Origin of the sequence: Leclercia sp. 1548, assembly GCF_050435045.1 — a bacterium.
In the GTDB taxonomy this organism is placed as follows: Bacteria; Pseudomonadota; Gammaproteobacteria; order Enterobacterales; family Enterobacteriaceae; genus Enterobacter; species Enterobacter adecarboxylatus.
Genome location: NZ_JBNDJP010000001.1, coordinates 206,725 through 232,789 on the forward strand (window position 1 = coordinate 206,725; position 26,065 = coordinate 232,789).

Genomic DNA, 26,065 nt, shown 5'->3' on the forward strand with positions numbered 1-26,065 from the left:
AACGCCCATGAGTATGTCATCCATACCTTCGCATTCCCCATCCGGCAAGCTCTATGGTTGGGTTGAAAGGATCGGCAATAAAGTGCCGCACCCTTTCCTGCTGTTCGTTTATTTGATTGTGATCCTGGCCGCGGCCACCGCTATATTGTCGGCGTTTAACGTCAGCGCACGTAATCCGGCCGATGGCAGCATGGTCGTGGTTAAAAATCTGCTTAGCATCGAAGGTCTGCACTGGTTTTTACCGAATGTAATCAAAAACTTCAGCGGCTTTGCCCCGCTGGGGGCGATCCTGGCCCTGGTCCTGGGTGCCGGTCTGGCCGAACGTTCCGGCCTGCTGCCTGCCCTGATGGTGAAAATGGCGTCCCACGTCAGCGCGCGTTACGCCAGCTATATGGTGCTGTTTATCGCCTTTTTCAGCCATATCTCTTCTGATGCCGCCCTGGTGATCATGCCGCCGATGGGGGCGCTGATCTTCCTCGCCGTTGGACGTCATCCGGTAGCAGGGCTGCTGGCAGCTATCGCCGGGGTTGGCTGTGGTTTTACCGCCAACCTGCTGATTGTTACCACCGACGTGCTGCTCTCCGGGATTAGCACCGAAGCGGCCAAAACCCTCGATGCTGCGATGCACGTCAGCGTGATCGACAACTGGTACTTTATGGCCAGCTCAGTGATTGTGCTGACGATTGTCGGGGGGCTGATCACCGACAGGATCGTTGAGCGGCGTCTGGGCAAGTGGCAGGGCAGCAGCGACGAGAAGCTGGATGCCTTATCGCCGGAGCAGCGCCGTGGGTTGCGCGTGGCCGGGGTCGTGTCGTTGCTTTTTATCGCCGTCATTGCCCTGATGGTGGTGCCGGATAACGGCATCCTGCGCGATCCGGTGAAGCACACCGTACTGCCCTCGCCGTTTATAAAAGGCATCGTGCCGCTGATCATTCTCTTCTTCTTCGTTGTATCGCTGGCCTACGGCATTGCCACCGGGAAGGTGCGCCGTCAGGGGGATCTACCCCAGCTGATGATCGAACCGATGAAAGAGATGGCCGGGTTTATCGTGATGGTGTTCCCGCTGGCGCAGTTTGTCGCCATGTTTAACTGGAGCAACATGGGTAAATTTATGGCGGTGGGCCTGACGGATCTGCTGGAAACCGCCGGGCTAAGCGGCGTACCCGCTTTCGTCGGTCTGGCGCTGCTCTCCTCGCTGCTGTGCATGTTTATCGCCAGCGGGTCAGCCATCTGGTCGATTCTGGCGCCTATCTTTGTGCCCATGTTCATGCTGCTGGGTTTCCACCCGGCGTTTGCGCAGATCCTGTTCCGCGTGGCGGATTCGTCGGTGATTCCCTTGGCTCCGGTGTCGCCGTTCGTACCGCTGTTCTTAGGCTTCCTCCAGCGCTATAAGCCCGAGGCGAAACTGGGTACCTACTATTCGCTGGTGCTGCCGTATCCGCTTATCTTTTTAGGAGTATGGTTGCTCATGCTTGTGGCATGGTATCTTGTCGGCCTGCCTATTGGGCCGGGAGTCTACCCGCGACTGAACTAAGGAAGAGCCTATGCTGAGATTACTCGAAGATAAAATCGCCACCCCGCTGGGGCCGCTGTGGGTGATTGCCGATGAGCAATTTAACCTGCGCGCCGTTGAGTGGGAGGAGCACAGCAACCGGATGGTGGAGCTGCTCAATATCCATTACCGGGCGCAGGGCTACGAGCGAATCAGCGCCAGTAATCCGGGTGGGTTTAGCGATAAGCTGACCGCCTGGTTCGAGGGCGATCTCAGCATTATTGATACTCTGCCCACCGCCACGGCCGGCACGCCTTTTCAGCGTGAAGTGTGGGCAGCCCTGCGTTCCATTCCCTGCGGCCAGGTGATGCATTACGGCCAGCTGGCGGCTCAACTGGGTCGCCCAGGCGCAGCGCGCGCCGTGGGTGCGGCAAATGGCTCAAATCCGGTCAGTATTGTGGTGCCCTGCCACCGCGTAATTGGCCGTAATGGCACCCTGACGGGGTACGCGGGAGGGGTTCAGCGCAAGGAGTGGTTACTGCGTCACGAAGGGTATTTATTGCTGTAGTTCCAGGCTTTTAGTGCTTAATTTTCCTTTAGTTAGTGATAAAAACCGCAGCTAATTTGTGGAATTTCAAGAAGATGCTGGCGCTTTCACGTTTCTTGTCCTGATTGATGGTTTACCAGGCTTACGCAGGGTCCAAAAAGATGTTAAAATTGACCAATATCAATTAAGGCTTGAGCAAACCTATGATCCCGGAAAAGCGAATTATTCGACGCATTCAGTCTGGCGGTTGTGCTATCCATTGTCAGGACTGCAGCATCAGCCAGCTCTGTATTCCGTTTACCCTGAATGAGCACGAGCTTGATCAGCTTGATAATATTATCGAGCGTAAAAAGCCGATTCAGAAAGGGCAGACGCTGTTTAAAGCGGGAGACGAACTGAAATCGTTGTACGCTATCCGCTCTGGCACTATCAAGAGCTATACCATCACCGAACAGGGTGACGAGCAGATTACCGGCTTCCACCTGGCGGGCGATCTGGTAGGCTTTGATGCGATCGGCACCGGTAATCACCCGAGCTTTGCTCAGGCGCTGGAAACCTCAATGGTTTGCGAAATCCCGTTCGAAACCCTGGACGATCTGTCAGGCAAAATGCCTAACCTGCGTCAGCAGATGATGCGTCTGATGAGCGGTGAGATCAAAGGCGACCAGGATATGATCCTGCTGCTGTCCAAAAAGAATGCTGAAGAGCGTCTGGCGGCCTTTATCTATAATCTGTCCCGCCGTTTCGCCGAGCGTGGTTTTTCACCGCGTGAGTTCCGTCTGACCATGACCCGTGGCGACATCGGTAACTATCTGGGTCTGACCGTGGAAACCATCAGCCGTCTGCTGGGTCGTTTTCAGAAAAGCGGTATGCTGGCGGTAAAAGGCAAATATATCACCATCGAAAACGGTGAAGCGCTGGCGGTACTGGCAGGCCACTCCCGTAACGTGGCATAACGTTCTCTGCTTTCTCTGCCAGATCGATAATTTTACGCATTTATTGATCTGGCAAAACTTCCCCCCTGTTTCATTTCAAATATATAGGTTACTCTTTTAATTACAGTCTGTGGTGACAGTAGTAAGGAGACCTGTATGGCAAAGTATCAAAACATGCTGGTGGCCATCGATCCTAATCAGGACGATCAACCGGCGTTAAGACGAGCTGTCTATTTACATCAACGGATTGGTGGCAGAATTAAAGCGTTTCTGCCGATATATGACTTCTCTTACGAAATGACCACCCTTCTGTCGCCTGACGAACGCACCGCTATGCGTCAGGGAGTGATCAGCCAGCGTACCGCCTGGATCCGCGAACAGGCAAAATTCTATCTTGAAGCCGGTGTCCCCATTGAGATCAAAGTGGTGTGGCATAACCGTCCGTTTGAAGCCATCATCCAGGAAGTGGTCAGTGGCCAACACGACCTGTTGCTGAAGATGGCCCACCAGCACGACAAGCTGGAAGCGGTGATCTTCACCCCGACCGACTGGCACCTGCTGCGTAAATGTCCGTGTCCGGTCTGGATGGTAAAAGACCAGCCGTGGCCGGAAGGCGGTAAAGCGGTAGTGGCGGTGAATCTCGCCAGCGAAGAGAACTACCACAACGCCCTGAACGAAAAGCTGGTGAAAGAGACGCTCCATCTTGCCGAGCAGGTCAACCATACCGAAGTCCACCTTGTCGGTGCCTACCCGATTACTCCCATCAACATTGCTATCGAACTGCCGGAGTTTGATCCGAGCGTGTATAACGACGCCATTCGCGGTCAGCATCTGCTGGCGATGAAAGCGCTGCGGCAAAAATTCGGTATTGATGAGAAGTTAACCCATGTCGAGAAAGGGCTGCCTGAAGAGGTGATCCCCGATTTATCAGAGCATTTGCAGGCGGGGATTGTGGTGCTGGGCACCATCGGCCGGACCGGCCTCTCTGCTGCGTTCCTTGGCAACACGGCAGAACAGGTCATCGACCACCTGCGCTGTGACCTGCTGGTCATTAAGCCGGATCAGTATCAAACCCCGGTTGAGCTGGACGACGACGAAGACGATTAACAATAAAAAAGCCCGCCGTAACGGCGGGCTTTTTTTTAGCTCTCGGTAACGGGCTGAGGTGACTGTTGCGCGCCCTCGCCCTCTTTCATCCAGGGCGCATGAAGAACCATGCTTGGCAAGGCCAGTTTTACTCCCTCATCATTCAGGCTTTCCAGAATACGGATGTTTATCTCCTGCTGGATATCCATGTACTTGTTGTAATCCGCCGTGTTGACGATATGCACCACTTCAAAGGTGAGCCTGTCCTTATCAAAACCCAGCAAATGGGCGCGGTCGAAGCGCGTTTCACCAATATCCGTGATAATCTTTTTCACGTTATCGCCAATGACCCTTAACTTTTCAGGCGGCGTATCGCTGGCCACGCCGAAGGTAAAGACGATACGACGGGTCTGCATTCGCTTGTAGTTATGCAGCGTTTGCTGGAGCAGGATCGCATTACCACACACAATCTGTTCCCCGCTCAGGCTGCGAATACGTGTCGTCTTAAGGCCGATATGCTCCACCGTCCCGGCCACGTCGTTAAACACCACAAAATCCCCGATTTCAAAGGGCTTGTCGAAACCAATCGAGAGCGAGGCGAAAACGTCGCTGAGAATGGTCTGTACCGCTAGCGCGATGGCAATCCCCCCGACCCCCAGGCTTGCCACTAGCGCGGTGATGTTGACGCCAGCGTTGGCGAGAATCGACAGCAGCATCACAGACCAGACAATCGCCCGCAGGATCAGCCCGGTGATCACCAGGGTAACGGGATTCTTATGGCTTCCCGGCGTAAGCATGACGTGCCGTAGCCAGGAGACCACCCCCTGATCCATCCACAGCGCCACCTGAATCGCCAGCACCAGGAACCAGGCATGGCTCAGCGCGCCGTAGAGCCGATCCGGCAGTTCGACAAAGCGCAGACTGAACAGAAAAGCGACCACAAACAGCAGGATCCGGCTGGTTCTGTTCAGCATTTCCGTGAGGACAAAATGCATCTTGTGGGTGGCGGGATGTTTGTCACCCCAGTTGGTGATGCCCTTATGGACAAAGGTGATGAGGCGTTTCAGTAGCCAGTAGATTAGTAGGGTTACCACCGTCACAGTAGCAAAGCCAATCCAGAATCTGGGGGTCATCATTAACGTCAAAAAGTCGAAACGTGACAAGTACTGCATTCTCCCTCCTCCCTTTACGCAAAAAAAGAAAGTATAGACAGTGAGGGCGAGCAGCCTGCATAAATGAGAAAACCGCCCAGATGGGCGGTTTTTTTATCGTGCGTAACGCCGTATTACAGCGCTTTCAGAATCGCATCCACGCTGGCTTTGGCATCGCCAAACAGCATGTGGGTGTTCTCTTTGAAGAACAGCGGGTTCTGCACGCCAGCGTAACCGGTATTCATGGAGCGTTTGAAGACGATAACGTTCTGCGCCTTCCACACTTCCAGCACTGGCATACCGGCGATTGGGCTTTTCGGATCGTCCTGCGCGGCCGGGTTAACGGTATCGTTAGCGCCAATTACCAGCACGGTATCGGTATCGGAGAAGTCGTCGTTGATCTCATCCATCTCCAGCACGATGTCATAAGGGACTTTCGCTTCCGCCAGCAGCACGTTCATGTGGCCCGGCAGACGCCCGGCAACCGGGTGAATACCAAAGCGCACCTTGATGCCACGGGCACGCAGGCGCTCGGTGATTTCCGCAACCGGATACTGAGCCTGCGCGACCGCCATGCCATAGCCCGGGGTGATGATCACCGTATGGGAGTTTTTCAGCATCTCAGCGGTATCTTCAGCGGTGATCTCGCGATGTTCACCCACCTCTTCGTCACCGTCGGACGTTTGCCCGTCTGAGCCAAAGCCACCGGCAATCACGCTGATAAACGAGCGGTTCATCGCCTTACACATGATGTACGAGAGGATGGCACCGCTCGACCCCACCAGCGCACCGGTCACGATCAGTAGGTCGTTGCTCAGCATAAAACCTGCCGCTGCTGCCGCCCAACCAGAGTAGGAGTTCAGCATCGAGACCACCACCGGCATATCTGCGCCACCGATGGAGGCCACCAGGTGCCAGCCGAAGGCCAGGGCGATGATCGTCATCACCAGCAGCGCCAGCACCTGCATGCCCACGCTGTCGGTGCGCACGAAGACCACCAGCAGTAAGAATGATACAACCAGCGCCGCCAGGTTCATCTTGTGACGGTTTGGCAGCATCAGCGGTTTTGAGGAGATCTTGCCGCGCAGCTTGCCGAACGCCACGATAGAACCGGTAAAGGTCACCGCACCGATGAAGATCCCGAGGAACACTTCGGTCAGGTGGATGTTCACCAGAATCGGCGCCATCCCCGGCTCGTGATACAGGTAGCTGTTAAAGCCTACCAGCACTGCCGCCAGACCCACGAAACTGTGCAGGATCGCTACCAGTTCCGGCATTTCAGTCATCTCTACACGTTTGGCAAGACGGATACCAATCGCGCCACCGATGATCATCGCCACCAGGATCCACGCTACGTTGCCGGTATCCGGCCCGAAAATCGTGGCAATCAGCGCGATCGCCATCCCGGCAATACCAAAGTTGTTACCCTGCTGCGACGTTTCATGTTTTGAAAGCCCCGCCAGGCTGAAAATAAACAGGATCGCGGCAACAATGTATGCAGCTGTAACTAATCCTCCAGACATAGGTTACCCCTTATCCCTTACGAAACATTTTCAGCATGCGCTGAGTCACGGTGAAGCCACCGAAAATATTGATACTGGCGATCAGTACCGCGATAAAGCTGAAGAAACTGATCCAGCCGCCGTGACCAATCTGCAATAACGCGCCGACCACGATGATCCCGGAGATGGCGTTGGTGACCGACATCAACGGCGTATGTAGCGCATGGGAGACATTCCAAACCACGTAGTAACCCACTACGCAGGAGAGCGCGAAGACGGTGAAGTGTCCGAGGAACTCTTTCGGTGCTACGTCTGCCAGCCAGCCAAACAGCACGATCGCCAGCGCCATAAAGGCAAACTTGCGCCACGGCGAGGCCGGTTTTTCAGGCTCTTTTGGTGCTGGTGCGGCTTTGGCTGCCGCCTGCGGCTGGGCAGAGACCTGAATCGGTGGCGCAGGCCAGGTGATTTCACCTTCGCGCACCACGGTCACACCGCGCACGACAACGTCGTCAAAATCAACGGTGATATTGCCGTCTTTTTCTTTGCACAGCAGCTTCAGCAGGTTGACCAGGTTAGTACCGTACAGCTGAGAGGACTGGGTCGGCAGACGGCCCGGCAGATCGGTATAGCCGATCACTTTAACGCCGTTAGCGGTGGTGGTCACCACGCCCGGAACGGTGTATTCGCAGTTGCCGCCGTTTTGCGACGCCAGATCGACAATCACGCTCCCGGCCTTCATGGAATCGACCATTTCACGGGTGATCAGCTTCGGCGCCGGTTTACCCGGGATCAACGCGGTGGTGACAATAATGTCCACCTCTTTCGCCTGGGCGGCAAAGAGTGCCATTTCGGCTTTGATAAAGGCCTCGGACATCACTTTGGCGTAGCCGTCGCCGCTACCAGCCTCTTCTTTGAAGTCCAGCTCAAGGAACTCGGCGCCCATACTCTGCACCTGTTCTTTAACTTCAGGACGGGTATCAAAGGCACGGACGATAGCGCCCAGGCTGTTCGCTGCGCCAATGGCAGCCAGACCGGCGACGCCTGCCCCAATCACCATCACCTTTGCCGGAGGGACTTTACCCGCTGCGGTGATCTGCCCGGTAAAGAAGCGACCAAACTCATGCGCGGCTTCGACAATGGCACGGTAGCCCGCGATATTCGCCATCGAACTCAGGGCATCCAGCGACTGCGCACGCGAGATACGCGGTACGGAGTCCATCGCCATTACGGTGACGCCACGCGCCGCCAGTGTCTCCATCAGCTCCGGGTTTTGTGCGGGCCAGACAAAGCTCACCAGCGTCGTGCCCGGATTGAGCAGCGCGATTTCACCCTCTTCCGGTGCATTTACCTTCAGAATAATGTCCGAATGCCAGACGTTCTCGCCGTCTACAATTTCCGCGCCAGCCTGATTGAAGGCCTCGTCATCGAAACTTGCCAGTTTGCCTGCGCCGCTTTCAACCGCGACGGTAAAACCCAATTTGAGCAGCTGCTCCACCGTTTTTGGTGTCGCCGCTACGCGGGTTTCATTGGCAAACCGTTCTCTTGGTACCCCAATACGCATAGTAATCCCTTCCATCGGTTTTTGATGATGGTTTGTCGAACGTTCATAACGGGCAGACGATAACCGCGGCATGACTTAACTTGCCACTTACGCTTACCCGCAGAAAATAAAACAGTAACAAACTTTCTATAACCTACTGAAAATACCGCCTGTGATCCACAGCAAGAAAACACTATTTATGACTTTAACTGTCAAAAATAAGCGATCGCCGTCTCAGACAGGCATATCTGCCGCTATTTCCCCGCCAGGGCCGATGTTTAGCACAGGCGAAGCGACAAAAACACGATATAGCCCCACCCAGAAACAACTTATTAACATTAAATTAACTTGTGAAAGTCATATGCTTTATTAGTTTTACTGGTCAAACGGGTGTTTTTTCAACATATCAGTAAAGGTTATCTATTTTGATGACTTACTCCGCACCGGTCGTAAAAAATCGCGCAGACAGCGATGGGTGTTAAATGCAATAATCGTCAACGTTTTCAAATTAACAACAACACCAGTATCTGGTTTGCGTAAGGCGAAGGATTATTTTTATGAAGCTTAAGAACTCTCTCCTGGCGTCCGCACTCCTTGCTGCGACCGCCCTGTCTGCCAATGCCGCGACAGAGTTAACGCCGGAGCAAGCGGCTGCAACGAAACCTTACGATCGCGTTATGATCGTAGGTCGTTTTAACGCAATTGGCGATGCAGTGGCTGCCGCCTCTAAACGCGCCGATAAAGAGGGCGCCGCCGCATTTTACGTCGTGGATAACTCCGATGTCGGCGACAGCGGTAACCAGCGCGTGATTGTGGCGCTGTATAAAGACAACGCCCCAAAAGCAGATGAGCCAAAAAACCGCGTGATCAACGGCGTGATGGAGTTGCCGAAAGAACAGGCCGTTCTGCTTGAACCCTATGATACCGTCACCATTCAGGGCTTCTACCGCAGCCAGCCAGAAGTGAACGACGCTATCGCCAAAGCCGCAAAAGCGAAAGACGCAGACTCCTTCTACATCGTTCGCCAGATTGATGCTAACCAGGGCGGCAACCAGCGCATCACTGCATATATCTACAAAAAAGACGCCAAAAAACGTGTTCTGCAAAGCCCGGATGCCATCCCGGCAAACTCTGAGGCTGGCCGCGCGGCCATCGCCAAAGGCGGCGAAGAAGCGAAGAAAGTCGAAATCCCTGGCGTAGCAACCAGCGCTACACCTGGCGCTTCCGCTGCCGGTGTGGGTCGTTTCTTTGAAACCCAGACCACCAAAGGTGGCCGTTACAGCGTAACGCTGAATGACGGGACCAAAATTGAAGAGCTGAACAATGCCACTGCCGCGCAGATGGTGCCTTTCGACAGCATCAAATTCACCGGCAACTACGCCAGCATGACCGAAGTCTCCTACCAGGTGGCGAAGCGTGCGGCGAAGAAAGGGGCGAAGTATTACCACATCACCCGCCAGTGGCAGGAACGCGGTAATAACATGACCATCAGCGCCGACCTGTACAAATAAGTAAACCTATCCCCAGAGGCGGCGTAATGCCGCCTTTTTTTTGCTTTTTACGCAGAATTCCACCCTTCCTGATTGCATGCCTTCCCGACACTCCGTAGAATTCCGCGCCTTAGTGTGATCCACCATTTTTATGCGCTTCGACGAAATAATTATTCTGGATCTGACCCTTTTTAAAAAGGAAGCCAATGGAAAAGAAACTTGGCCTGAGCGCTTTAACTGCGCTTGTTTTAAGCTCCATGCTCGGCGCAGGTGTATTCAGTCTGCCGCAGAATATGGCTGCCGTAGCCAGCCCGTCAGCATTGCTTATCGGCTGGGGGATCACCGGTGCCGGGATCCTGCTACTGGCCTTCGCCATGCTGCTGCTGACGCGCATCCGTCCCGACCTCGACGGCGGCATTTTCACCTATGCCCGCGAAGGCTTTGGTGAGCTGGTGGGTTTCTGTTCCGCATGGGGATACTGGCTGTGCGCGGTGATCGCCAACGTCTCTTATCTGGTGATCGTCTTTTCTGCGCTGAGTTTCTTTACCGACACGCCTGAACTGCGCCTGTTTGGCGATGGTAATACCTGGCAATCGATCGTTGGCTCCTCGGTGCTGCTGTGGTTCGTCCATTTCCTGGTGCTGCGCGGCGTGCAGACTGCGGCGAGCATCAACCTGGTCGCCACCCTGGCGAAGCTGGTGCCGCTTGGGCTGTTTGTCGTGCTGGCGATTATCGCGTTTCGTCTCGATGTGTTTAGCATGGATTTTTCCGGCGTGGCGCTGGGCGTCCCGGTCTGGGAGCAGGTGAAAAACACCATGCTTATCACCCTGTGGGTGTTCATCGGGGTGGAAGGCGCGGTTGTGGTCTCGGCCCGGGCACGTAATAAGCAGGATGTTGGTCGCGCCACCCTGCTCGCGGTGCTGGCCGCGCTGGGGGTTTATCTGCTGGTCACGTTGCTCTCACTGGGTGTGGTCGCCCGTCCTGAGCTGGCGGAGATGCGTAACCCGTCGATGGCGGGCCTGATGGTCAAAATGATGGGTTCCTGGGGCGAAGTGGTGATTGCCGCCGGGCTGATCGTGTCGGTGTGCGGAGCTTATCTGAGCTGGACCATCATGGCGGCAGAGGTGCCGTTCCTGGCCGCAACGCATCAAGCGTTTCCCCGTCTGTTTGCCCGTCAGAACAAAAACAGTGCGCCTTCCGCCTCGCTGTGGTTGACCAACGTCAGCGTGCAGATTTGTCTGGTGCTGATCTGGCTCACAGGTTCGGACTATAACACGCTGTTAACCATCGCCTCTGAAATGATTCTGGTACCCTATTTCCTGGTGGGTGCATATTTGTTAAAAATAGCTACCCGCCCGATGCACACCGTTGTGGGGATGGGAGCCTGCATTTATGGCTTATGGCTGTTGTATGCGTCTGGTCCGATGCATCTGCTGCTTTCCGTGGTACTTTATGCGCCTGGGCTGCTGGTGTTTATTTACGCCCGTCGTACCCACCAGCTGCAACACGCGCTTAAACGCCGTGAAATGGTGTTGATTGGAATGATACTGGTTGCCGCATTACCGGCAACGTGGATGCTGATGGGATAAGCGACTTTTCCCATCGTCGACTGGATAAGGAGAATACGATGGGACACGCAAAGCCGCTCCCGATCCTGATTACTGGCGGAGGCCGTCGCATCGGCCTCTCGCTTGCGCACCACTTTCTGAATCTTCACCAGCCGGTGATTGTAAGCTACCGGACGAAATATCCCGCTATCGCCACCCTGTGCGAGGCGGGCGCGACCTGCATTCAGGCCGATTTTGCCACCGACGACGGGATTCTGGCCTTTGCCGAGCGCGTGAAAGCCGAAACCCCTGGGTTACGCGCTATCATTCACAACGCCAGCGCGTGGATGCCAGAGTCGCCGGAGACCTCGCTCAGCGAAACCCTCTCCTGCATGCTACAGATCCACGTTCACGCCCCCTACCTGCTGAACCATGCTCTGCAGGATCTGCTGCGCGGGCACGGCCATGCTTCCAGCGACATTATCCATTTCACCGATTACGTGGTGGAGCGTGGCAGCGATAAGCACATTGCCTATGCCGCCAGCAAAGCCGCGCTGGATAACATGACCCGCTCGTTTGCCCGCAAGCTGGCGCCGGAAGTGAAAGTCAACGCCATCGCCCCGTCGCTGATCATGTTTAATGAGCATGATGATGCCGACTATCGTCAGCAGGCGCTGAATAAATCGCTCATGAAGATCGCGCCTGGTGAAAAAGAGGTGATCGACTTAATCGACTACATCCTGACCAGCTGTTACGTCACTGGCCGGTCGTTTGGCGTTGACGGCGGGCGGCCGTTACGTTAGTGAAAACGGCTCCAGCAGAAGATTAACACCCAGGCGCTGAAGCACCAGCAAACCACCGCCCCGCCCAGCGCCAGGGGCAGACGCATCATGCCGATGAAGTACCACAGCGACAGCAGATAGAGGAAGTACGGAATAATCGCCCACATGCCAAAAATGATGGTGGTGCGCAGCGCCTCGATGCCGCGCTCTGAAGCCACGATATAATGGGCGATCAGGGCAAAGGTCGGGAACAACGGCAGCAACCCGGCGATGTAATAATTCTTCGTTTTTGCCAGTATCCCAATGATTAAAACCACCAGTGCGCCTATCGCCGCTTTAATAAACAACCCCATCCCTTTTCCCTTAACAACTAAATAACAATGACGGGCAGCATAACGGAACGGCAACTTTTTGCGAATGATTAATGCAAGGTTAAGGTTTTGCGGTGTATGTTGGTTTTTTTCGCAGACTCAGACTGGTTATGAATAAGATCGTATACGTTGAGGATGACCCTGAAGTCGGCCAGCTGATTGCCGCTTATCTGGGTAAACATGATATGGACGTCATCGTCGAACCGCGCGGCGACCATGCTGAAGAGGTAGTGGCGCGGGAAAAACCCGATCTGGTGCTGCTGGATATCATGTTACCCGGCAAAGATGGGATGACCCTGTGCCGGGATCTGCGCGCCCGCTGGCAAGGCCCCATTGTATTGCTGACCTCCCTCGACAGCGATATGAACCACATTTTGTCGTTAGAAATGGGCGCCAACGACTATATCCTGAAAACCACTCCACCGGCGGTGCTGCTCGCGCGCCTGCGCCTGCATCTGCGCCAGCACGTCACGGCCTTCAGCGATGCCTCCTCCCCGCAGTTAACGCCCCATAAAGCCCTGCGTTTTGGCACGTTATCCATCGATCCGGTGAATCGTCAGGTGCTGCTGTCCGGTGAGCAGGTGGCGCTTTCCACGGCAGATTTTGATCTGCTGTGGGAGCTGGCGACCCATGCCGGACAGATTATGGACCGGGATGCGTTGCTGAAAAACCTGCGCGGCGTCAGCTACGATGGGATGGACCGCAGCGTGGATGTCGCAATCTCCCGCCTGCGCAAAAAACTGCTGGATAACGCCACCGAACCTTTCCGCATCAAAACCGTGCGTAATAAAGGCTATCTCTTCGCGCCACACGCCTGGGATATCTGACCCCCTCAGCCCGCATCGCCAGAATACCTTTCCCGGCAATGCGGGCTGCTTCCTGCTGTTGAAATCCCCCCTGCTGATTAAACTTTTGCGCCTGCCTGCATAATATGTATTATGTTATAACATAACAATTATGAGGATGGGATTGTGTTAATCAAAAAGTTGGTGCTGGCGTCTGTTCTTGCGACCCTCGCAAATTCGGTTTTTGCCGCACAGGTTTATCCGCTGACGGTAGAAAACTGTGGGATTAAAGAGACATTTACCCGCGCGCCGCAACGGGTGGTGACTGTTGGGCAACACGAGACGGAATTACTGCTGGCGCTGGGGCTGGAGAAGAAAATCAGTGCCACGTCGGTCTGGTTTGGTCCACTACCGGATGCGGTAGCGGAACGCGGTAAAGGATTAAAAAAACTGGCAGATAACGCCCCTTCCTTTGAGGCTGTCACCGCCCAGAATCCCGATCTGGTGCTGGCGCAATATCACTGGCATATCGGGCCGCAGGGAGAAACCGGCACCCGCGAGCAGTTTGCAACGCTTGGCATTCCGACCTGGATCTCTCCCGCCGACTGCATCGGCAAAAGCGTAACCGACAGTTCAAATGGCGACGGGGCGCGCAGCACCCCTTTCACCATTGAGGAAATCAAACGTGAAATCGATGCGCTGGCTGCCATATTCGATGTTCAGCCGCAGGGGGAGCAGCTCAACGAGGCGCTGACCCGACGTATTCAGAAGGCTCAGGCGCGCGCGGCGTCGCAGCACTCGCGCCCTTTGAAAGTGGTGTTCTGGTTCTCCAGTAGCCGTCTGAAAGGCGATCCCTGGGTGGCGGGCGATTACGGCGCACCGGGCTGGATCAGCAACGCGCTGGGACTGAAAAATATTATTGATTCCCATGATGAATGGCCGGCCGTGACCTGGGAACACATTGCTCAGGCGCAGCCTGACATTATTGTGATTGCAGAGATGTCCCGGCGACTTTACCCCGCTGATGATGTGGCGGTTAAAAAAGCCTTTTTGCACGACGACCCCGTCACCCGAAATATGCCTGCTGTTAAAAAAGGCCACATCATTGTCGTGCCTGCAATGTCACTGAACCCCTCAATACGTAATGTCGATGCCGTTGAGATGATAAGTGACCAGCTCGCGACCTGGCAGACTGCACAATGAGCCTACTGACTTTGCGTGTTCCCTTCAGAATGCCACGCTGGAGACCGCGAAGCCTGATGGTCCTCGGATTGCTGACCCTGCCGTTAACACTGGTTTTCGCCGCAACCGTGGGTGATATGCCGGTGTCGTATACGACGGCAGGAAAAGCGATCCTGAACGGCCTTGGGCTGGGTACCTGGCCCCTCCCACAGATTGAGGAAGGGATTATCTGGGAATACCGCATGAGCCGGGCGCTGATGGCGGCCTGCAGCGGAGGGGGACTGGCGCTTTGCGGCCTGGTGATGCAGTCCATTCTGCGTAATCCGCTGGCTGAACCCTATCTTCTGGGGATCTCCTCCGGCGCTTCACTTGGCGCGGTCTGCGTTATGCTGCTGGGGGTGGGTGGCAGCACGCTGGGCATCAGCGGCGGTGCCTTTATGGGCGCATGCTGCGCGTTTGGGCTTATCATGCTGATCACGCACGGGATGACCGACAGCCCGCCGCGCATATTGTTAGCGGGCATCGCCGGGACGCAACTGTTTAACGCCATGACGGCGTACATTGTCAGCACCTCCGCGAATGCGGAGCAGTCGCGCAGCGTGATGTTCTGGCTGCTGGGTAGTCTGAGCGGCGTTCGCTGGCCGGATGCCATCCTGGCCCTGGCGGTGGTAATGGCCGGGTTGATGGTGGTTTTCGCATTTTCACGTTCGCTTGATACCTTCACCTTTGGTGATGAAGTCTCGACTACGCTGGGCGTGCCGGTCACCCTGGTACGTATGATGCTGCTGCTCACCTGTGCGCTGGTGACGGCGGTGATGGTCAGTATCATCGGTGCGGTGGGGTTTGTTGGGCTGGTGATCCCGCACATTACACGCCTGTTATGTGGCCCCGGGCATCGCCGCGCCATTCCGCTGACCTTTCTGATCGGCAGTCACTTTATGATCCTCGCCGATGTGGTTTCTCGTACCCTGATTACTCATCAGGTTCTTCCCATAGGCGTGGTCACCGCACTGGTGGGTGCGCCTGCATTTGTGGTTCTGCTGTATCGCAGCCGGGAGAAAAAATAATGACCCTTTCCTTGAAAGGATTGCAGCTGACCCTGCAGTCGCGAAAAGTGCTGCACGACATCAATCTGGAGCTGGCTACCGGGGAAGTTATTGGCCTGCTGGGGCCGAATGGTTCCGGTAAATCAACACTGCTGCGTTGCCTGGCGGGGTTGTTCCCGCACCAGGCGCATCATATCCGCCTTGATGGAACTCCGCTCAACGCGATCCCCCTGCGGGAGCGGGCAAAAAAACTGGCGTTTGTTCCCCAGCATGCCGACGTCGACGGCGATCTTTGCGTGGAGCAAATCGTCCGTCTGGGCCGCACGCCGCACCGCAGGGGGCTTTTTAGCTGGAACAGTACCGACGACATCGCCGTGGAGGATGCCATCCGTCTGATGAAACTTTCCAGCCTGCGACACCGCCTCTGGCGACAACTTTCCGGCGGGGAACGGCAGCGCGCTCAAATCGCCCGCGCCCTCGCCCAACGGCCGGGCCTACTGATCCTCGATGAACCCACCAACCACCTGGATATTGAGTACCAACTGGAATTAATGACGTTAATCACCAAACTGCCGGTTACGGTGGTGGTGGCGTTGCATGATCTCAATCTCGCCGCCAACTACTGCCAGCGGCTGGTGCTGCTGAAATCCGGGTCAGTGATTGCCAGTGGACCACCGGATGCCGTGCTGACCCCTGCGCTGATCGAAAATGCCTGGCATGTGAAAGCAAACGTGATAAAGCAAGGCGAGACGTTAAATATTCGCTATGCCATGAGGCAGCCCATTGCGTAAAGTGTGCCATGTCCCGCCAGAGAGTGTGAACCGTCTGGTCGGGCCGCATCATTAACGCGTGGTATTTGGGTGATACGTAATGAAAAAGCTGTTCGTGCAGTTTTACCTCCTGCTGTTTGTCTGCTTCCTGGTAATGGCCATGCTGGTCGGGCTGGTCTACAAATTCACCGCCGAGCGCGCGGGCAGGCAATCGCTGGATGACCTGATGAAAAGCTCGCTCTATCTGATGCGTAGCGAACTGCGTGAGATCCCTCCTCACGACTGGGCGCGCACCATTAAGGAGCTGGATCTGAATTTGTCCTTCAAACTGCGCATCGAACCGTTGAAAAAGTACGACCTGGATGCCCCGACCATGCAGCGCCTTCGTGGGGGTGACATCGTGGCGCTGGACGATCAATACACCTTTATCCAGCGTATCCCGCGCAGCCACTATGTGCTGGCGGTTGGCCCGGTGCCCTACCTCTATTTCCTGCACCAGATGCGCCTGCTTGATCTCGTCCTGCTGGCCTTTATCGCCATTTCGCTGGCCTTCCCGGTCTTTATCTGGATGCGTCCCCACTGGCAGGACATGCTCCGCCTTGAGGCCGCTGCCCAGCGCTTTGGCGACGGCCACCTGACAGAACGGATCCATTTCGACAGCGCCTCCAGCTTTGAGCGTCTGGGCGTGGCCTTTAACCAGATGGCCGACAACATCAATGCGCTGATCGCCAGCAAAAAGCAGCTGATCGACGGTATCGCCCACGAGCTGCGTACCCCGCTGGTGCGGTTGCGTTACCGGCTGGAGATGAGTGAGAACCTGACCGCGGCGGAATCACAGGCGCTGAATCGCGATATCGGCCAACTTGAGGCGCTGATTGAGGAGCTGCTGACCTATGCCCGGCTCGATCGTCCGCAGAACGAACTTAAACTCACCACCCCGGATCTGCCCGCCTGGTTGCGCAGCTATGTTGAAGACGTGCAGAGCGTTAACCCCCATCGCACGCTGCTGATTGACAGCATGGGCGGCGATTACGGCGCGCTGGATATGCGTTTGATGGAGCGGGTGCTGGATAATCTGGTCAATAACGCCCTGCGCTACAGCGATAACACCCTGCGAATTTCACTGCACCTGAGCGGCAGCCGCGCCACGCTGTCGGTGGAGGATGACGGCCCGGGCATTGCACCAGAGGCGCGTCAGCGGGTGTTTGAACCCTTTGTCCGACTCGACCCGAGCCGCGACCGCGCCACCGGCGGCTGCGGCCTGGGGCTGGCTATCGTCCACTCCATCGCTCAGGCGCTGGGCGGCGATGTCAGCTGCGAAGCAAGCGATCTCGGTGGCGCCAGGTTCTGCTTTAACTGGCCCATCTGGCATCATATCGCCCTTCCCATCCCTGACTGACCGAAACCGCACGCTGGTCTGACCGGGCGTGCTGTGCTATACAATAAGTATGTTGTAACTAATGTGGTGTATTATGGCGACTTACGATCTGCTCGAACGCTTAAACTCAACTTTTCGCCAGATGGAACACGAGCTGGCGCAACTCACCCACGATCTCCAATCCTGCCGCTTGCTGGCGGGCCGCGTCTTCTCCCTGCCGGACGTTGCCAAAGGCGCGGAACACGATCCGCTTAACGCCATCGCGGTGAAGCAGCACATCGGCCAGGAAGCCCTGACCATGGCGCTGCAACACTATCGCCATCTGTTTATCCAGCAGCAGTCGGAAACCCGCAGCAGCAAGGCCGCCGTGCGCCTGCCAGGGGTGATCTGCCTGCAGAGCGATGCCGCCCACCGGATGCAGCTTACGGAACAGATCGCGAGCATTAACGCCTTAAAAGCGGACTTTGAAAAAATCGTCACCGAGGAGTCTGGCCTGGCTCCTGCTGCCCGCTTTGAGTGGGTGCATCACCAGTTGCCAGGGTTGATCACGCTCAACGCCTATCGCACGTTAACGGTGATCAATCACCCCGCCACGCTGCGCTTCGGCTGGGCCAATAAGCACATCATCAAGAATTTCACCCGCGATGAGGTGCTGGAGATGCTGGAAAAAAGCCTGAAGTCTCCGCGCGCCGTGGCGCCCTGGTCCAGAGATCAGTGGGTGGAGCGGCTGGAGTCAGAATATACCGCCATCCATGCGCTGCCTGTGCAGGCGCGGCTGAAGATCAAACGGCCGGTAAAGGTGCAGCCTATCGCCCGCGTCTGGTATGCCGGACAGCAAAAGCAGGTGCAGTACGCCTGCCCAACGCCGTTGATTGCCTTGTACGACGCCGACCAGGGCGCGGTGATCCCGGATATCGGCGAGTTGCTGAATTACGATGCTGACAACGTTCAGCATCGCTATAAGCCCCAGGCGCAGCCGCTACGCTTAATCATTCCGCGGCTGCACCTGTATGTTGCGGAGTAGCTATTTCAGGCTGCCGACCATCTCTTCCGGGCGAACCCAGCTGTCGAACTCGGCCTCAGTGAGATAGCCCAGCGCCAGCGCGGCGGCTTTGAGCGTCAGTCCCTCTTTATGGGCTTTTTTCGCGATCTCAGCCGCCTTGTCGTAGCCAATATGGGTGTTGAGCGCCGTCACCAGCATGAGCGACTCATTGAGCAGCTGGCTGATGCGCTCACGATTAGGCTCAATGCCCACCGCGCAGTGTTCGTTAAAGCTCTCCATTCCATCGGCCAGCAGACGCACCGACTGCAGGAAGTTATGGATCACCATCGGACGATAGACGTTCAGTTCAAAGTTGCCGGACGCCCCGCCCATGTTGACCGCCACATCGTTGCCCATCACCTGGCAGCAGAGCATGGTCATGGCTTCACACTGGGTTGGGTTCACCTTGCCCGGCATGATGGAGCTGCCCGGCTCGTTCTCAGGAATACTGATCTCACCAATGCCGCAGCGCGGCCCGGAGGCCAGCCAGCGCACGTCGTTGGCGATTTTCATCAGCGATGCCGCCAGCCCTTTCAGCGCCCCGTGGGCATGCACCAGCGCATCGCAGGTGGCCAGCGCTTCAAACTTGTTCGGCGCGGTGACAAAAGGCTGCCCGGTGATGGTCGCCAGCTCCTCAGCCACGCGTACCGCGTATTCAGGATGGGTGTTAAGCCCGGTGCCCACCGCGGTGCCCCCCAGTGCCAGCTCCGCCAGGTGCGGCAGGCTGTGGTCGATATGGCGCAGATTGTGCTCGAGCATCGCTACCCAGCCGGAGATCTCCTGGCCGAGAGTCAGCGGCGTGGCATCCTGCAGATGGGTTCGGCCAATTTTGACGATATCGGCGAACGCCTGAGCTTTATCATTGAGGGTCTGCTTGAGCATGTTCAGCTGTGGAATCAGCTGCTCCCGCAGGGCAATCAGCGCCGCCACATGCATCGCCGTCGGGAAGACGTCGTTGGAACTCTGGCTTTTGTTAACGTCATCGTTGGGGTGGATTTTGCGCTCCATGCCGCGCACGCCGCCGAGCAACTCGCTGCCACGGTTTGCCAGCACCTCGTTCATGTTCATGTTGCTCTGGGTACCGGAGCCGGTCTGCCAGATGGCGAGGGGGAACTCATCGGGATGTTTGCCCGCCAGCACTTCATCGGCGGCGTTGATAATGGCGGTGGCTTTTTCTGCCGCCAGCAGGCCTAAATCCTGGTTTACTTTGGCTGCCGCACGTTTAGTCAGCGCCAGGGCCTGGATCAGCGAGACCGGCATTTTTTCAGTGGAAATACGGAAATGTTCCAGCGAACGCTGGGTTTGTGCGCCCCAGAGTTTGTCCTGCGGGACGTCGATGGCGCCCATCGAATCTTTCTCACTGCGTGAGGTCATTACTTTCTCCTTGATAACACTGAAGTGGATTGCTCACAGCTCAAAGAAATAAGTATTGATGAGATCGGGGAAACGGTATGGCGCTTTGTGCGCTCTTTTTGTTGTCCGGCGGCACTGCGCTTATCCGGCCTACCTTACTGGCAGGCCGGATAAGGCGTTTTAGATCACTTCACACAGGCCGAACACTGTGAAGACTGGATCTGTTTGAAGAAGTCGTTGCCTTTGTCATCCACGAGGATAAACGCCGGGAAGTCTTCCACTTCAATTTTCCAGATGGCTTCCATCCCCAGTTCCGGGTATTCCACGCACTCGAGGCTCTTGATGCTGCCCTGCGCCAGCACCGCGGCCGGGCCGCCGATACTGCCGAGGTAGAAACCACCGTGCTTGTGGCAGGCGTCGGTCACCTGCTGGCTGCGGTTGCCCTTCGCCAGCATGATCATGCTACCGCCGTTGGCCTGGAGCTGATCTACGTAAGAATCCATACGCCCTGCCGTGGTTGGCCCCAGGGAACCGGAAGCATAGCCATCTGGGGTTTTCGCCGGACCCGCGTAATAGATCGGGTGATCCTTGATGTACTGCGGCAGCCCTTCGCCGTTATCCAGACGCTCCTGCAGCTTCGCGTGGGCGATATCACGGCCCACGATGATGGTGCCGTTCAGCGACAGACGGGTGGAGACCGGGTACTGCGAAAGCTGGGCCAGGATCTCGCTCATCGGACGGTTCAGGTCAACGCGCACCGCCTCGCCCTCGCCCGCTTTACGCAGCTCTTCCGGGATGTATTTCCCTGGGTTGTTTTCCAGTTTTTCGATCCAGATACCGTCGCGGTTGATTTTGGCCTTGATGTTACGGTCAGCGGAGCAGGAGACGCCCATACCCACCGGGCAGGACGCGCCGTGACGCGGAAGGCGGATCACGCGGATATCGTGGGCAAAATATTTGCCGCCAAACTGTGCGCCCAATCCGAGGTTCTGGGCTTCCACCAGCAACTCCTGTTCCAGCTGCACATCGCGGAACGCCTGACCGTGCTCGTTACCTTCGGTTGGCAGGCCGTCATAATATTTGGTGGAGGCCAGTTTGACGGTTTTCAGGGTGCTTTCTGCCGAGGTGCCGCCGATGACAAAGGCGATGTGGTACGGCGGGCAGGCCGCGGTGCCAAGGGTACGCATCTTCTCGACCAGGTAGTTCTTCAGCTTGCCCGGGGAGAGCAGCGCTTTGGTCTCCTGGTAGAGATAAGTTTTGTTGGCTGAGCCGCCGCCTTTAGCGATGCAGAGGAATTTGTATTCGTCGCCATCGACGCTGTAGAGGTCGATCTGCGCCGGCAGGTTGGTGCCGGTATTCACCTCTTTGTACATATCCAGCGCGGCGTTTTGCGAATAGCGCAGGTTATCTTCGATATAGGTGTTGTAGACGCCGTGCGCCAGGGCCGCTTCGTCACCGCCGCCGGTCCAGACGCGCTGGCCTTTTTTACCGGTGATGATGGCGGTACCGGTGTCCTGGCAGGTCGGCAGAATGCCTTTCGCCGCGATATCGGAGTTACGCAGGAACTGCAGCGCCACGTATTTGTCGTTTTCACTGGCCTGCGGGTCGCTGAGGATATCGGCCACCTGCTGCTGGTGCGCCGGGCGCAGCATGAAGGAGGCATCGTGGAAGGCCTGTTGCGCCAGTAAGGTCAGCGCCTGCGGGTCCACTTTGAGGATCTCCTGACCTTCAAACTCAGAGACAGAAACGTAATCGCGGGTTAACAGGTAATATTCGGTCTGATCCTTGGCCAGCGGGAAAGGATCCTGATAATAGAAGGGTTTATTCGACATTGTTCTCTCACTTACGACATTGCTGATTATGGTTCAGGCAGATGTTCCGTTTGCCTTGCTTAAAAGCGAGTTGGCTTATCCTACACAATTTTTTAACAAAAACTGAGACTAGTACGACTTTTTCCGTGCGCAGGTTACTTCCGCCCGGTTTATTGCTTTAATACGGGCAGTTAATTCCACATTTGAAACAGGGCTTGATAATGCAAAAACTCATTAACTCAGTGCAGAACTACGCCTGGGGAAGTAAAACTGCGTTAACGGATCTCTACGGTATCGCCAACCCCGACAACCTGCCGATGGCAGAGCTGTGGATGGGGGCGCACCCAAAGAGCAGCTCAAAAATTGAGGGTGCCCACGGGGTTCGCTCCCTGCGCGAGGTCATCGACGCGGATAAAGGCACGCTGCTGGGTACGCAGGTCGCAGACCGTTTTGGCGAACTGCCGTTTCTCTTTAAGGTGCTGTGCGCGGATCAACCGCTCTCCATTCAGGTTCACCCGAACAAGCAGGCCTCAGAAGCAGGTTTTGCCAAAGAGAACGCCGCCGGTATTCCGCTGGATGCCGCCGAGCGTAACTATAAAGATCCGAACCACAAACCGGAGCTGGTGTTCGCTTTAACGCCGTTCCTGGCGATGAATGCTTTCCGCGAATTCTCTGAAATTGTCTCCCTGCTTCAGCCGGTGGCCGGGGCGCACAGCGCCATTGCCCACTTCCTCGAAAAACCCGATGCAGAGCGCCTGAGTCACCTCTTCGCCAGCCTGCTCAATATGCAGGGCGAAGAAAAATCCCTCGCGCTGGCGGTGCTGAAAGCCGCTCTGAACAGCCAACAGGGTGAGCCGTGGCAGACTATCCGCGTGATTTCAGAGTTCTACCCCGACGACAGCGGGCTGTTCTCGCCGCTGCTGTTAAACGTGGTCAAACTCGAACCGGGTGAAGCGATGTTCCTGTTCGCCGAAACACCGCACGCCTACCTTAAAGGCGTGGCGCTGGAGGTGATGGCCAACTCCGATAACGTGCTTCGCGCGGGCCTGACGCCAAAATACATCGATATTCCTGAACTGGTGGCGAATGTTAAATTTGTCGCCAAACCGGCGGCAGAATTGCTCACCCAGCCGGTTAAAAACGGTGCAGAACTGGACTTCCCGATCCCGGTTGAAGACTTTGCGTTTTCGCTTCACGAACTGAGCAGTGCAGAAAGCGCGCTGGCTCAGCAGAGCGCGGCGATCCTCTTCTGCGTTGAGGGCGAAGCCGTCGTGAGCAAGGGTGACGAGCGGCTGGTGCTGAAGCCGGGCGAGTCGGCATTTATTGCCGCCAGTGACTCGCCGGTCAACGTCAGCGGCGTCGGTCGTCTGGCCCGTGTTTACAACAAGCTATAGTGACCTACTGAATTTTTTAACATTTGTTGCTAAGCTATTGGTAATCTTATGACCTCACCGGGCGGTTTTAACCGCTCGGTTTCATTTTAGGGATAATCACGATGAAGAAATCGGTTATAGCCGCAGGCGTTATTGTTGCATTAGGTGTGGTCTGGACGGGTGCGGCCTGGTATACCGGGAAACAGCTGGAGAGCCATCTGGCAGAAATGGTCGCGCAGGCGAACAGCGAGCTTAAGCGCACCGCGCCAGAAGCCGGGCTGGAGGTCAGTTACCAGGATTACCAGCGCGGCCTGTTCAAAAGCCATCTGCAACTGGTGCTTAAACCGGTCGCTGGCGCGCAAAATCCATGGCTGCAGCCAGGACAAAGCCTGGTGCTGAACGAAGTGGTGGATCATGGTCCCTTCCCGCTCGCCCAGCTGAAATCCTTCAACCTTATCCCTTCCATGGCCTCGGTAAAATCGACGCTGGTGAACAACGAAGCGTCAAAACCGCTGTTCGATCTGGCGAAGAATGAGTCTCCGTTCGAGGCCAATACCCGCATCAGCTATGCCGGTGATACGAGCACCGATCTGGCGCTGAAAGCACTGAATTACGAAAATGGCGATGAAAAAGTGGCCTTCAGCGGCGGCAATTTCCAGCTGGATGCCGATCGTGATGGCAAAAACGTCTCGCTGAAAGGTGACGCAGCAAGCGGCCTGGTAAATGCCGTCAATGAGTACGGCCAGAAAGTGCAGCTCACCTTCAACAACCTCAAAACCGAGGGCAATAGCCGTCTGACCGACTTTGATGAGCGGATCGGCGACCAAAAACTCACGCTCGATAAGCTGGCTATCGCCATTGAAGGCAAAGAGATGGCCGTGCTTGAGGGAACCGATCTGAGCGGTAAAGCCGAGCTGTCGAAAGATGGCAAGAGCGTTAATAGCCAGCTGGATTACAGCCTGAAGAGCCTGAAAGTGCAGAATCAGGATCTGGGTACCGGCAAGCTGACGCTGAAAATCGGCAATATTGACGGCCAGGCGTGGCATCAATTCAGCCAGCAATATCGCGCCCAGAGCCAGGCGCTGCTGGCAGATAAAGCGCTGATGGAAAATCCGGCCCTGTATCAGCAAAAAGCGGCAGAAGTTTTCTTCAGCAACCTGCCCGTCCTGCTTAAAGGCGAGCCGGTGGTGACGCTGGCTCCGCTGAGCTGGAAAAACAGCAAAGGCGAGACCAACTTCAACCTGTCGCTGTTCCTGAAGGACCCTGCCACCGCCAAGGGCGAGGCGCAAACCCTGGCCCAGGAAGTGGATCGCAGTGTGAAATCGCTGGAGAGCAAGCTGACTATCCCGATGGACATGGCGACCGAGTTCATGACCCAGATTGCGAAGCTGGAAGGCTATAACGAAGATGACGCTGGTAAGCTGGCTGGCCAGCAGGTGAAAGGCCTGGCGGCAATGGGCCAGATGTTCCGCATCACTACCGTGGAAGATAACGTCATCAGCACCAGCCTGCAGTACAGCAACGGTCAGGTTACGCTGAACGGTCAGAAGATGACGCTGGAAGAGTTTGTCGGCATGTTTGGCGTTCCGGCGCTGAACCTGGCGGTACCGGACGAGCCTGCCGCGCCAGCGGCTCCGGCTCCGGCTCCGGCACCGGCACAGCCTGCGGTTCCGCAGCAGTAATGATAAAAAACCCCTCTTCGAGGGGTTTTTTATTGCCGCCAGCCAGAATGCCTTATCGCTCTTCCTTTAACCGTGAAACTACTTCACGGGGACTAACCGGGCGGAGACAATCTGATGCCCGGCTTGCACATCAGATTTTTCAATCCGCTGCATAATCCTGTCCGCCAGCGTGTGGCCCATCTCCCGTGCAGGGGTGGTTGCCCAGACGATAGGCAGATCGTCCAGCGCGTTTTCTGACACATCCGCAAAGGCACCGAGCGCCACCTGATGACCAAAGAAGGTTTCAACCCCGCCTTCCCCGCTCTGGCGTCCGGCCCGTATCAGGCCAAACCAGGCGCCCATGGCGATGACGTCGTTGTAGCAGATCACGGCGCTGATGGTGGGGCTGGCGCGGAGCAACGTCCCGATAGCCTCTGCCGCCTGCTTCTGGCTGGACTCGCACTCCACCACCCACTCACTGTGGAACGGCAGGCCGTATTTAATTAGCGTTGAACAGTAGCCGCCCACCCGTTCGGCGCGGGTCAGCGACGAGCTTTTTCCGCCCAGCCAGGCAATCCGCTGATGGCCGCGGCGAATAAGATGTTCGGTCAGCATTTGTGCTGCCTGCATGTTGTCCGGGCGCAGGGTATCGGCCTCATCCAGATAGCTGGCGCGGGAAGCAAACACCAGCGGAACACCCTTCTGGGCTGCCCGTTCGCACAGTTCGTTGCTTAACCCGGATGCCCCGGCAACGATCACCCCATCGACCCCCTGGGTCAGCAGCATATCGAGGCGCTGGAGCAACTGATCCGCTTCCCGGCCACCGTGGAGTAAAAAGACCATCCGCCCTTGCGATTCCAGCGCCTCCGTCAGCCCTGCCGTCAGTTCGGCATAAAACGGCGAGGTCAGATCGCGGACAATCAGGCCAATCACCCCGCTTTGTCCACCGCGCAGCGCCGAAGCCTGCCGGTTACGAACAAATCCTAATTGCTCAACCGCATCGTTAACGCGCTGGCCCGTCGCGGAGGAGATCCGCCCTTTTCCGCTCAGCACCAGTGACACCGTGCTGACGGACACGCCCGCCGCCTGCGCAACGTCATTAATGGTGATCTTTTTCGCTACAGCCATGTGATGGCGTGACTCCCTGACAATGAGACCGGTAAAACGTTTTATCAATACGTTATCTTTATACTACCAGTTAAAGGCTAAGAATGTGATTTA

Annotated in this window: 22 protein-coding genes; 15 read left to right on the forward strand and 7 right to left on the reverse strand. The window is 56.4% G+C overall.

Annotation, left to right across the window (positions count from 1 at the left end):
* Positions 1-7: 7 nt before the first annotated feature.
* The 4 genes from abgT (at position 8) to uspE (ending at position 4,081) form a co-directional block, all read left to right on the forward strand.
* Positions 8-1,534 (forward strand): p-aminobenzoyl-glutamate transporter, encoded by a 1,527-nt coding sequence (gene abgT, locus ABIE02_RS00985; RefSeq protein ID WP_336994641.1) that lies wholly within the window; start codon positions 8-10, stop codon positions 1,532-1,534.
* A gap of 10 nt (positions 1,535-1,544) precedes the next feature.
* Entirely contained in the window at positions 1,545-2,060 is a 516-nt protein-coding gene (gene ogt / locus ABIE02_RS00990) for a methylated-DNA--[protein]-cysteine S-methyltransferase (protein ID WP_155166661.1), read from the forward strand.
* A gap of 182 nt (positions 2,061-2,242) precedes the next feature.
* Positions 2,243-2,995, forward strand: coding sequence for a fumarate/nitrate reduction transcriptional regulator Fnr (gene fnr / locus ABIE02_RS00995; RefSeq protein WP_032617879.1), 753 nt, complete (start codon positions 2,243-2,245; stop codon positions 2,993-2,995).
* 135 nt (positions 2,996-3,130) lie between these two features.
* Positions 3,131-4,081, forward strand: a complete 951-nt coding sequence (uspE, locus tag ABIE02_RS01000) for a universal stress protein UspE (protein ID WP_032617878.1) — start codon at positions 3,131-3,133, stop codon at positions 4,079-4,081.
* Positions 4,082-4,116: 35 nt separating this feature from the next.
* Here uspE and ABIE02_RS01005 read toward each other — a convergent pair whose 3' ends face one another.
* The 3 genes from ABIE02_RS01005 to pntA form a co-directional block, all read right to left on the reverse strand.
* The gene (locus tag ABIE02_RS01005; RefSeq protein ID WP_032617877.1) at positions 4,117-5,232 is read right to left on the reverse strand and encodes a mechanosensitive ion channel family protein; all 1,116 of its coding nucleotides are present in this window, start codon (positions 5,230-5,232) and stop codon (positions 4,117-4,119) included.
* Between the two features lie 113 nt (positions 5,233-5,345).
* Positions 5,346-6,734: a Re/Si-specific NAD(P)(+) transhydrogenase subunit beta gene (pntB, locus tag ABIE02_RS01010; RefSeq protein ID WP_032617876.1), complete on the reverse strand. Its 1,389-nt coding sequence runs from the start codon at positions 6,732-6,734 to the stop codon at positions 5,346-5,348.
* A 10-nt stretch (positions 6,735-6,744) separates the two neighbouring features.
* Positions 6,745-8,274, reverse strand: coding sequence for a Re/Si-specific NAD(P)(+) transhydrogenase subunit alpha (pntA, locus tag ABIE02_RS01015; RefSeq protein WP_032617875.1), 1,530 nt, complete (start codon positions 8,272-8,274; stop codon positions 6,745-6,747).
* Positions 8,275-8,810: 536 nt separating this feature from the next.
* Here pntA and ydgH point away from each other — a divergent pair.
* The 3 genes from ydgH (at position 8,811) to folM (ending at position 12,093) form a co-directional block, all read left to right on the forward strand.
* Positions 8,811-9,764, forward strand: coding sequence for a DUF1471 family protein YdgH (gene ydgH / locus ABIE02_RS01020; protein WP_059308042.1), 954 nt, complete (start codon positions 8,811-8,813; stop codon positions 9,762-9,764).
* 185 nt (positions 9,765-9,949) lie between these two features.
* Positions 9,950-11,332, forward strand: coding sequence for an amino acid permease (locus ABIE02_RS01025; protein ID WP_059308043.1), 1,383 nt, complete (start codon positions 9,950-9,952; stop codon positions 11,330-11,332).
* 38 nt (positions 11,333-11,370) lie between these two features.
* The gene (folM, locus tag ABIE02_RS01030) at positions 11,371-12,093 is read left to right on the forward strand and encodes a dihydromonapterin reductase (protein WP_059308044.1); all 723 of its coding nucleotides are present in this window, start codon (positions 11,371-11,373) and stop codon (positions 12,091-12,093) included.
* Here folM and ABIE02_RS01035 read toward each other — a convergent pair.
* Positions 12,090-12,425, reverse strand: a complete 336-nt coding sequence (locus ABIE02_RS01035) for a GlpM family protein (protein ID WP_032617871.1) — start codon at positions 12,423-12,425, stop codon at positions 12,090-12,092. The two genes, folM and ABIE02_RS01035, sit on opposite strands and share 4 nt — an antisense overlap.
* A gap of 128 nt (positions 12,426-12,553) precedes the next feature.
* Between ABIE02_RS01035 and rstA the strand changes: the two genes are divergently transcribed.
* The 6 genes from rstA to tus all read left to right on the forward strand — a co-directional run bounded on the left by rstA (position 12,554) and on the right by tus (position 18,628).
* Positions 12,554-13,270 (forward strand): two-component system response regulator RstA, encoded by a 717-nt coding sequence (rstA, locus tag ABIE02_RS01040; protein WP_200142132.1) that lies wholly within the window; start codon positions 12,554-12,556, stop codon positions 13,268-13,270.
* Positions 13,271-13,414: 144 nt separating this feature from the next.
* Entirely contained in the window at positions 13,415-14,431 is a 1,017-nt protein-coding gene (locus tag ABIE02_RS01045; RefSeq protein ID WP_336994642.1) for an ABC transporter substrate-binding protein, read from the forward strand.
* Between the two features lie 56 nt (positions 14,432-14,487).
* A complete protein-coding gene (locus ABIE02_RS01050) occupies positions 14,488-15,477 on the forward strand; it encodes a FecCD family ABC transporter permease (protein ID WP_336994643.1) in 990 nt (329 codons plus the stop codon).
* The gene (locus tag ABIE02_RS01055) at positions 15,477-16,247 is read left to right on the forward strand and encodes an ABC transporter ATP-binding protein (RefSeq protein ID WP_032617867.1); all 771 of its coding nucleotides are present in this window, start codon (positions 15,477-15,479) and stop codon (positions 16,245-16,247) included. The genes ABIE02_RS01050 and ABIE02_RS01055 overlap by 1 nt, the downstream gene beginning before the upstream one ends.
* Positions 16,248-16,326: 79 nt before the next feature.
* The gene (gene rstB, locus ABIE02_RS01060; protein WP_336994644.1) at positions 16,327-17,625 is read left to right on the forward strand and encodes a two-component system sensor histidine kinase RstB; all 1,299 of its coding nucleotides are present in this window, start codon (positions 16,327-16,329) and stop codon (positions 17,623-17,625) included.
* Positions 17,626-17,698: 73 nt separating this feature from the next.
* Positions 17,699-18,628, forward strand: coding sequence for a DNA replication terminus site-binding protein (tus, locus tag ABIE02_RS01065; protein ID WP_336994645.1), 930 nt, complete (start codon positions 17,699-17,701; stop codon positions 18,626-18,628).
* Here the strand turns inward: tus and fumC are convergent, their stop codons facing one another.
* Positions 18,629-20,020, reverse strand: coding sequence for a class II fumarate hydratase (gene fumC / locus ABIE02_RS01070; RefSeq protein ID WP_059308049.1), 1,392 nt, complete (start codon positions 20,018-20,020; stop codon positions 18,629-18,631).
* A 164-nt stretch (positions 20,021-20,184) separates the two neighbouring features.
* Positions 20,185-21,831: a class I fumarate hydratase FumA gene (fumA, locus tag ABIE02_RS01075; RefSeq protein ID WP_032617863.1), complete on the reverse strand. Its 1,647-nt coding sequence runs from the start codon at positions 21,829-21,831 to the stop codon at positions 20,185-20,187.
* 200 nt (positions 21,832-22,031) lie between these two features.
* Between fumA and manA the strand changes: the two genes are divergently transcribed.
* The gene (manA, locus tag ABIE02_RS01080) at positions 22,032-23,204 is read left to right on the forward strand and encodes a mannose-6-phosphate isomerase (RefSeq protein ID WP_336994646.1); all 1,173 of its coding nucleotides are present in this window, start codon (positions 22,032-22,034) and stop codon (positions 23,202-23,204) included.
* A gap of 101 nt (positions 23,205-23,305) precedes the next feature.
* The gene (locus ABIE02_RS01085) at positions 23,306-24,865 is read left to right on the forward strand and encodes a YdgA family protein (protein ID WP_336994647.1); all 1,560 of its coding nucleotides are present in this window, start codon (positions 23,306-23,308) and stop codon (positions 24,863-24,865) included.
* Positions 24,866-24,943: 78 nt separating this feature from the next.
* On the opposite strand, the gene ABIE02_RS01090 is transcribed toward ABIE02_RS01085, so the two are convergent.
* On the reverse strand, positions 24,944-25,972 hold the full coding sequence (locus ABIE02_RS01090; protein ID WP_032617860.1) for a Mal regulon transcriptional regulator MalI: 1,029 nt from the start codon (positions 25,970-25,972) through the stop codon (positions 24,944-24,946).
* Between the last annotated feature and the right edge of the window lie 93 nt (positions 25,973-26,065).

Bases quoted from the DNA above. Each gene is read 5' to 3' on its own strand.
- abgT (WP_336994641.1), top strand. From the start codon at position 8: ATGAGTATGTCATCCATACCTTCGCATTCCCCATCCGGCAAGCTCTAT.
- ogt (WP_155166661.1), top strand. From the start codon at position 1,545: ATGCTGAGATTACTCGAAGATAAAATCGCCACCCCGCTGGGGCCGCTG.
- fnr (WP_032617879.1), top strand. From the start codon at position 2,243: ATGATCCCGGAAAAGCGAATTATTCGACGCATTCAGTCTGGCGGTTGT.
- uspE (WP_032617878.1), top strand. From the start codon at position 3,131: ATGGCAAAGTATCAAAACATGCTGGTGGCCATCGATCCTAATCAGGAC.
- ABIE02_RS01005 (WP_032617877.1), bottom strand. From the start codon at position 5,232: ATGCAGTACTTGTCACGTTTCGACTTTTTGACGTTAATGATGACCCCC.
- pntB (WP_032617876.1), bottom strand. From the start codon at position 6,734: ATGTCTGGAGGATTAGTTACAGCTGCATACATTGTTGCCGCGATCCTG.
- pntA (WP_032617875.1), bottom strand. From the start codon at position 8,274: ATGCGTATTGGGGTACCAAGAGAACGGTTTGCCAATGAAACCCGCGTA.
- ydgH (WP_059308042.1), top strand. From the start codon at position 8,811: ATGAAGCTTAAGAACTCTCTCCTGGCGTCCGCACTCCTTGCTGCGACC.
- ABIE02_RS01025 (WP_059308043.1), top strand. From the start codon at position 9,950: ATGGAAAAGAAACTTGGCCTGAGCGCTTTAACTGCGCTTGTTTTAAGC.
- folM (WP_059308044.1), top strand. From the start codon at position 11,371: ATGGGACACGCAAAGCCGCTCCCGATCCTGATTACTGGCGGAGGCCGT.
- ABIE02_RS01035 (WP_032617871.1), bottom strand. From the start codon at position 12,425: ATGGGGTTGTTTATTAAAGCGGCGATAGGCGCACTGGTGGTTTTAATC.
- rstA (WP_200142132.1), top strand. From the start codon at position 12,554: ATGAATAAGATCGTATACGTTGAGGATGACCCTGAAGTCGGCCAGCTG.
- ABIE02_RS01050 (WP_336994643.1), top strand. From the start codon at position 14,488: ATGGTCCTCGGATTGCTGACCCTGCCGTTAACACTGGTTTTCGCCGCA.
- ABIE02_RS01055 (WP_032617867.1), top strand. From the start codon at position 15,477: ATGACCCTTTCCTTGAAAGGATTGCAGCTGACCCTGCAGTCGCGAAAA.
- rstB (WP_336994644.1), top strand. From the start codon at position 16,327: ATGAAAAAGCTGTTCGTGCAGTTTTACCTCCTGCTGTTTGTCTGCTTC.
- tus (WP_336994645.1), top strand. From the start codon at position 17,699: ATGGCGACTTACGATCTGCTCGAACGCTTAAACTCAACTTTTCGCCAG.
- fumC (WP_059308049.1), bottom strand. From the start codon at position 20,020: ATGACCTCACGCAGTGAGAAAGATTCGATGGGCGCCATCGACGTCCCG.
- fumA (WP_032617863.1), bottom strand. From the start codon at position 21,831: ATGTCGAATAAACCCTTCTATTATCAGGATCCTTTCCCGCTGGCCAAG.
- manA (WP_336994646.1), top strand. From the start codon at position 22,032: ATGCAAAAACTCATTAACTCAGTGCAGAACTACGCCTGGGGAAGTAAA.
- ABIE02_RS01085 (WP_336994647.1), top strand. From the start codon at position 23,306: ATGAAGAAATCGGTTATAGCCGCAGGCGTTATTGTTGCATTAGGTGTG.
- ABIE02_RS01090 (WP_032617860.1), bottom strand. From the start codon at position 25,972: ATGGCTGTAGCGAAAAAGATCACCATTAATGACGTTGCGCAGGCGGCG.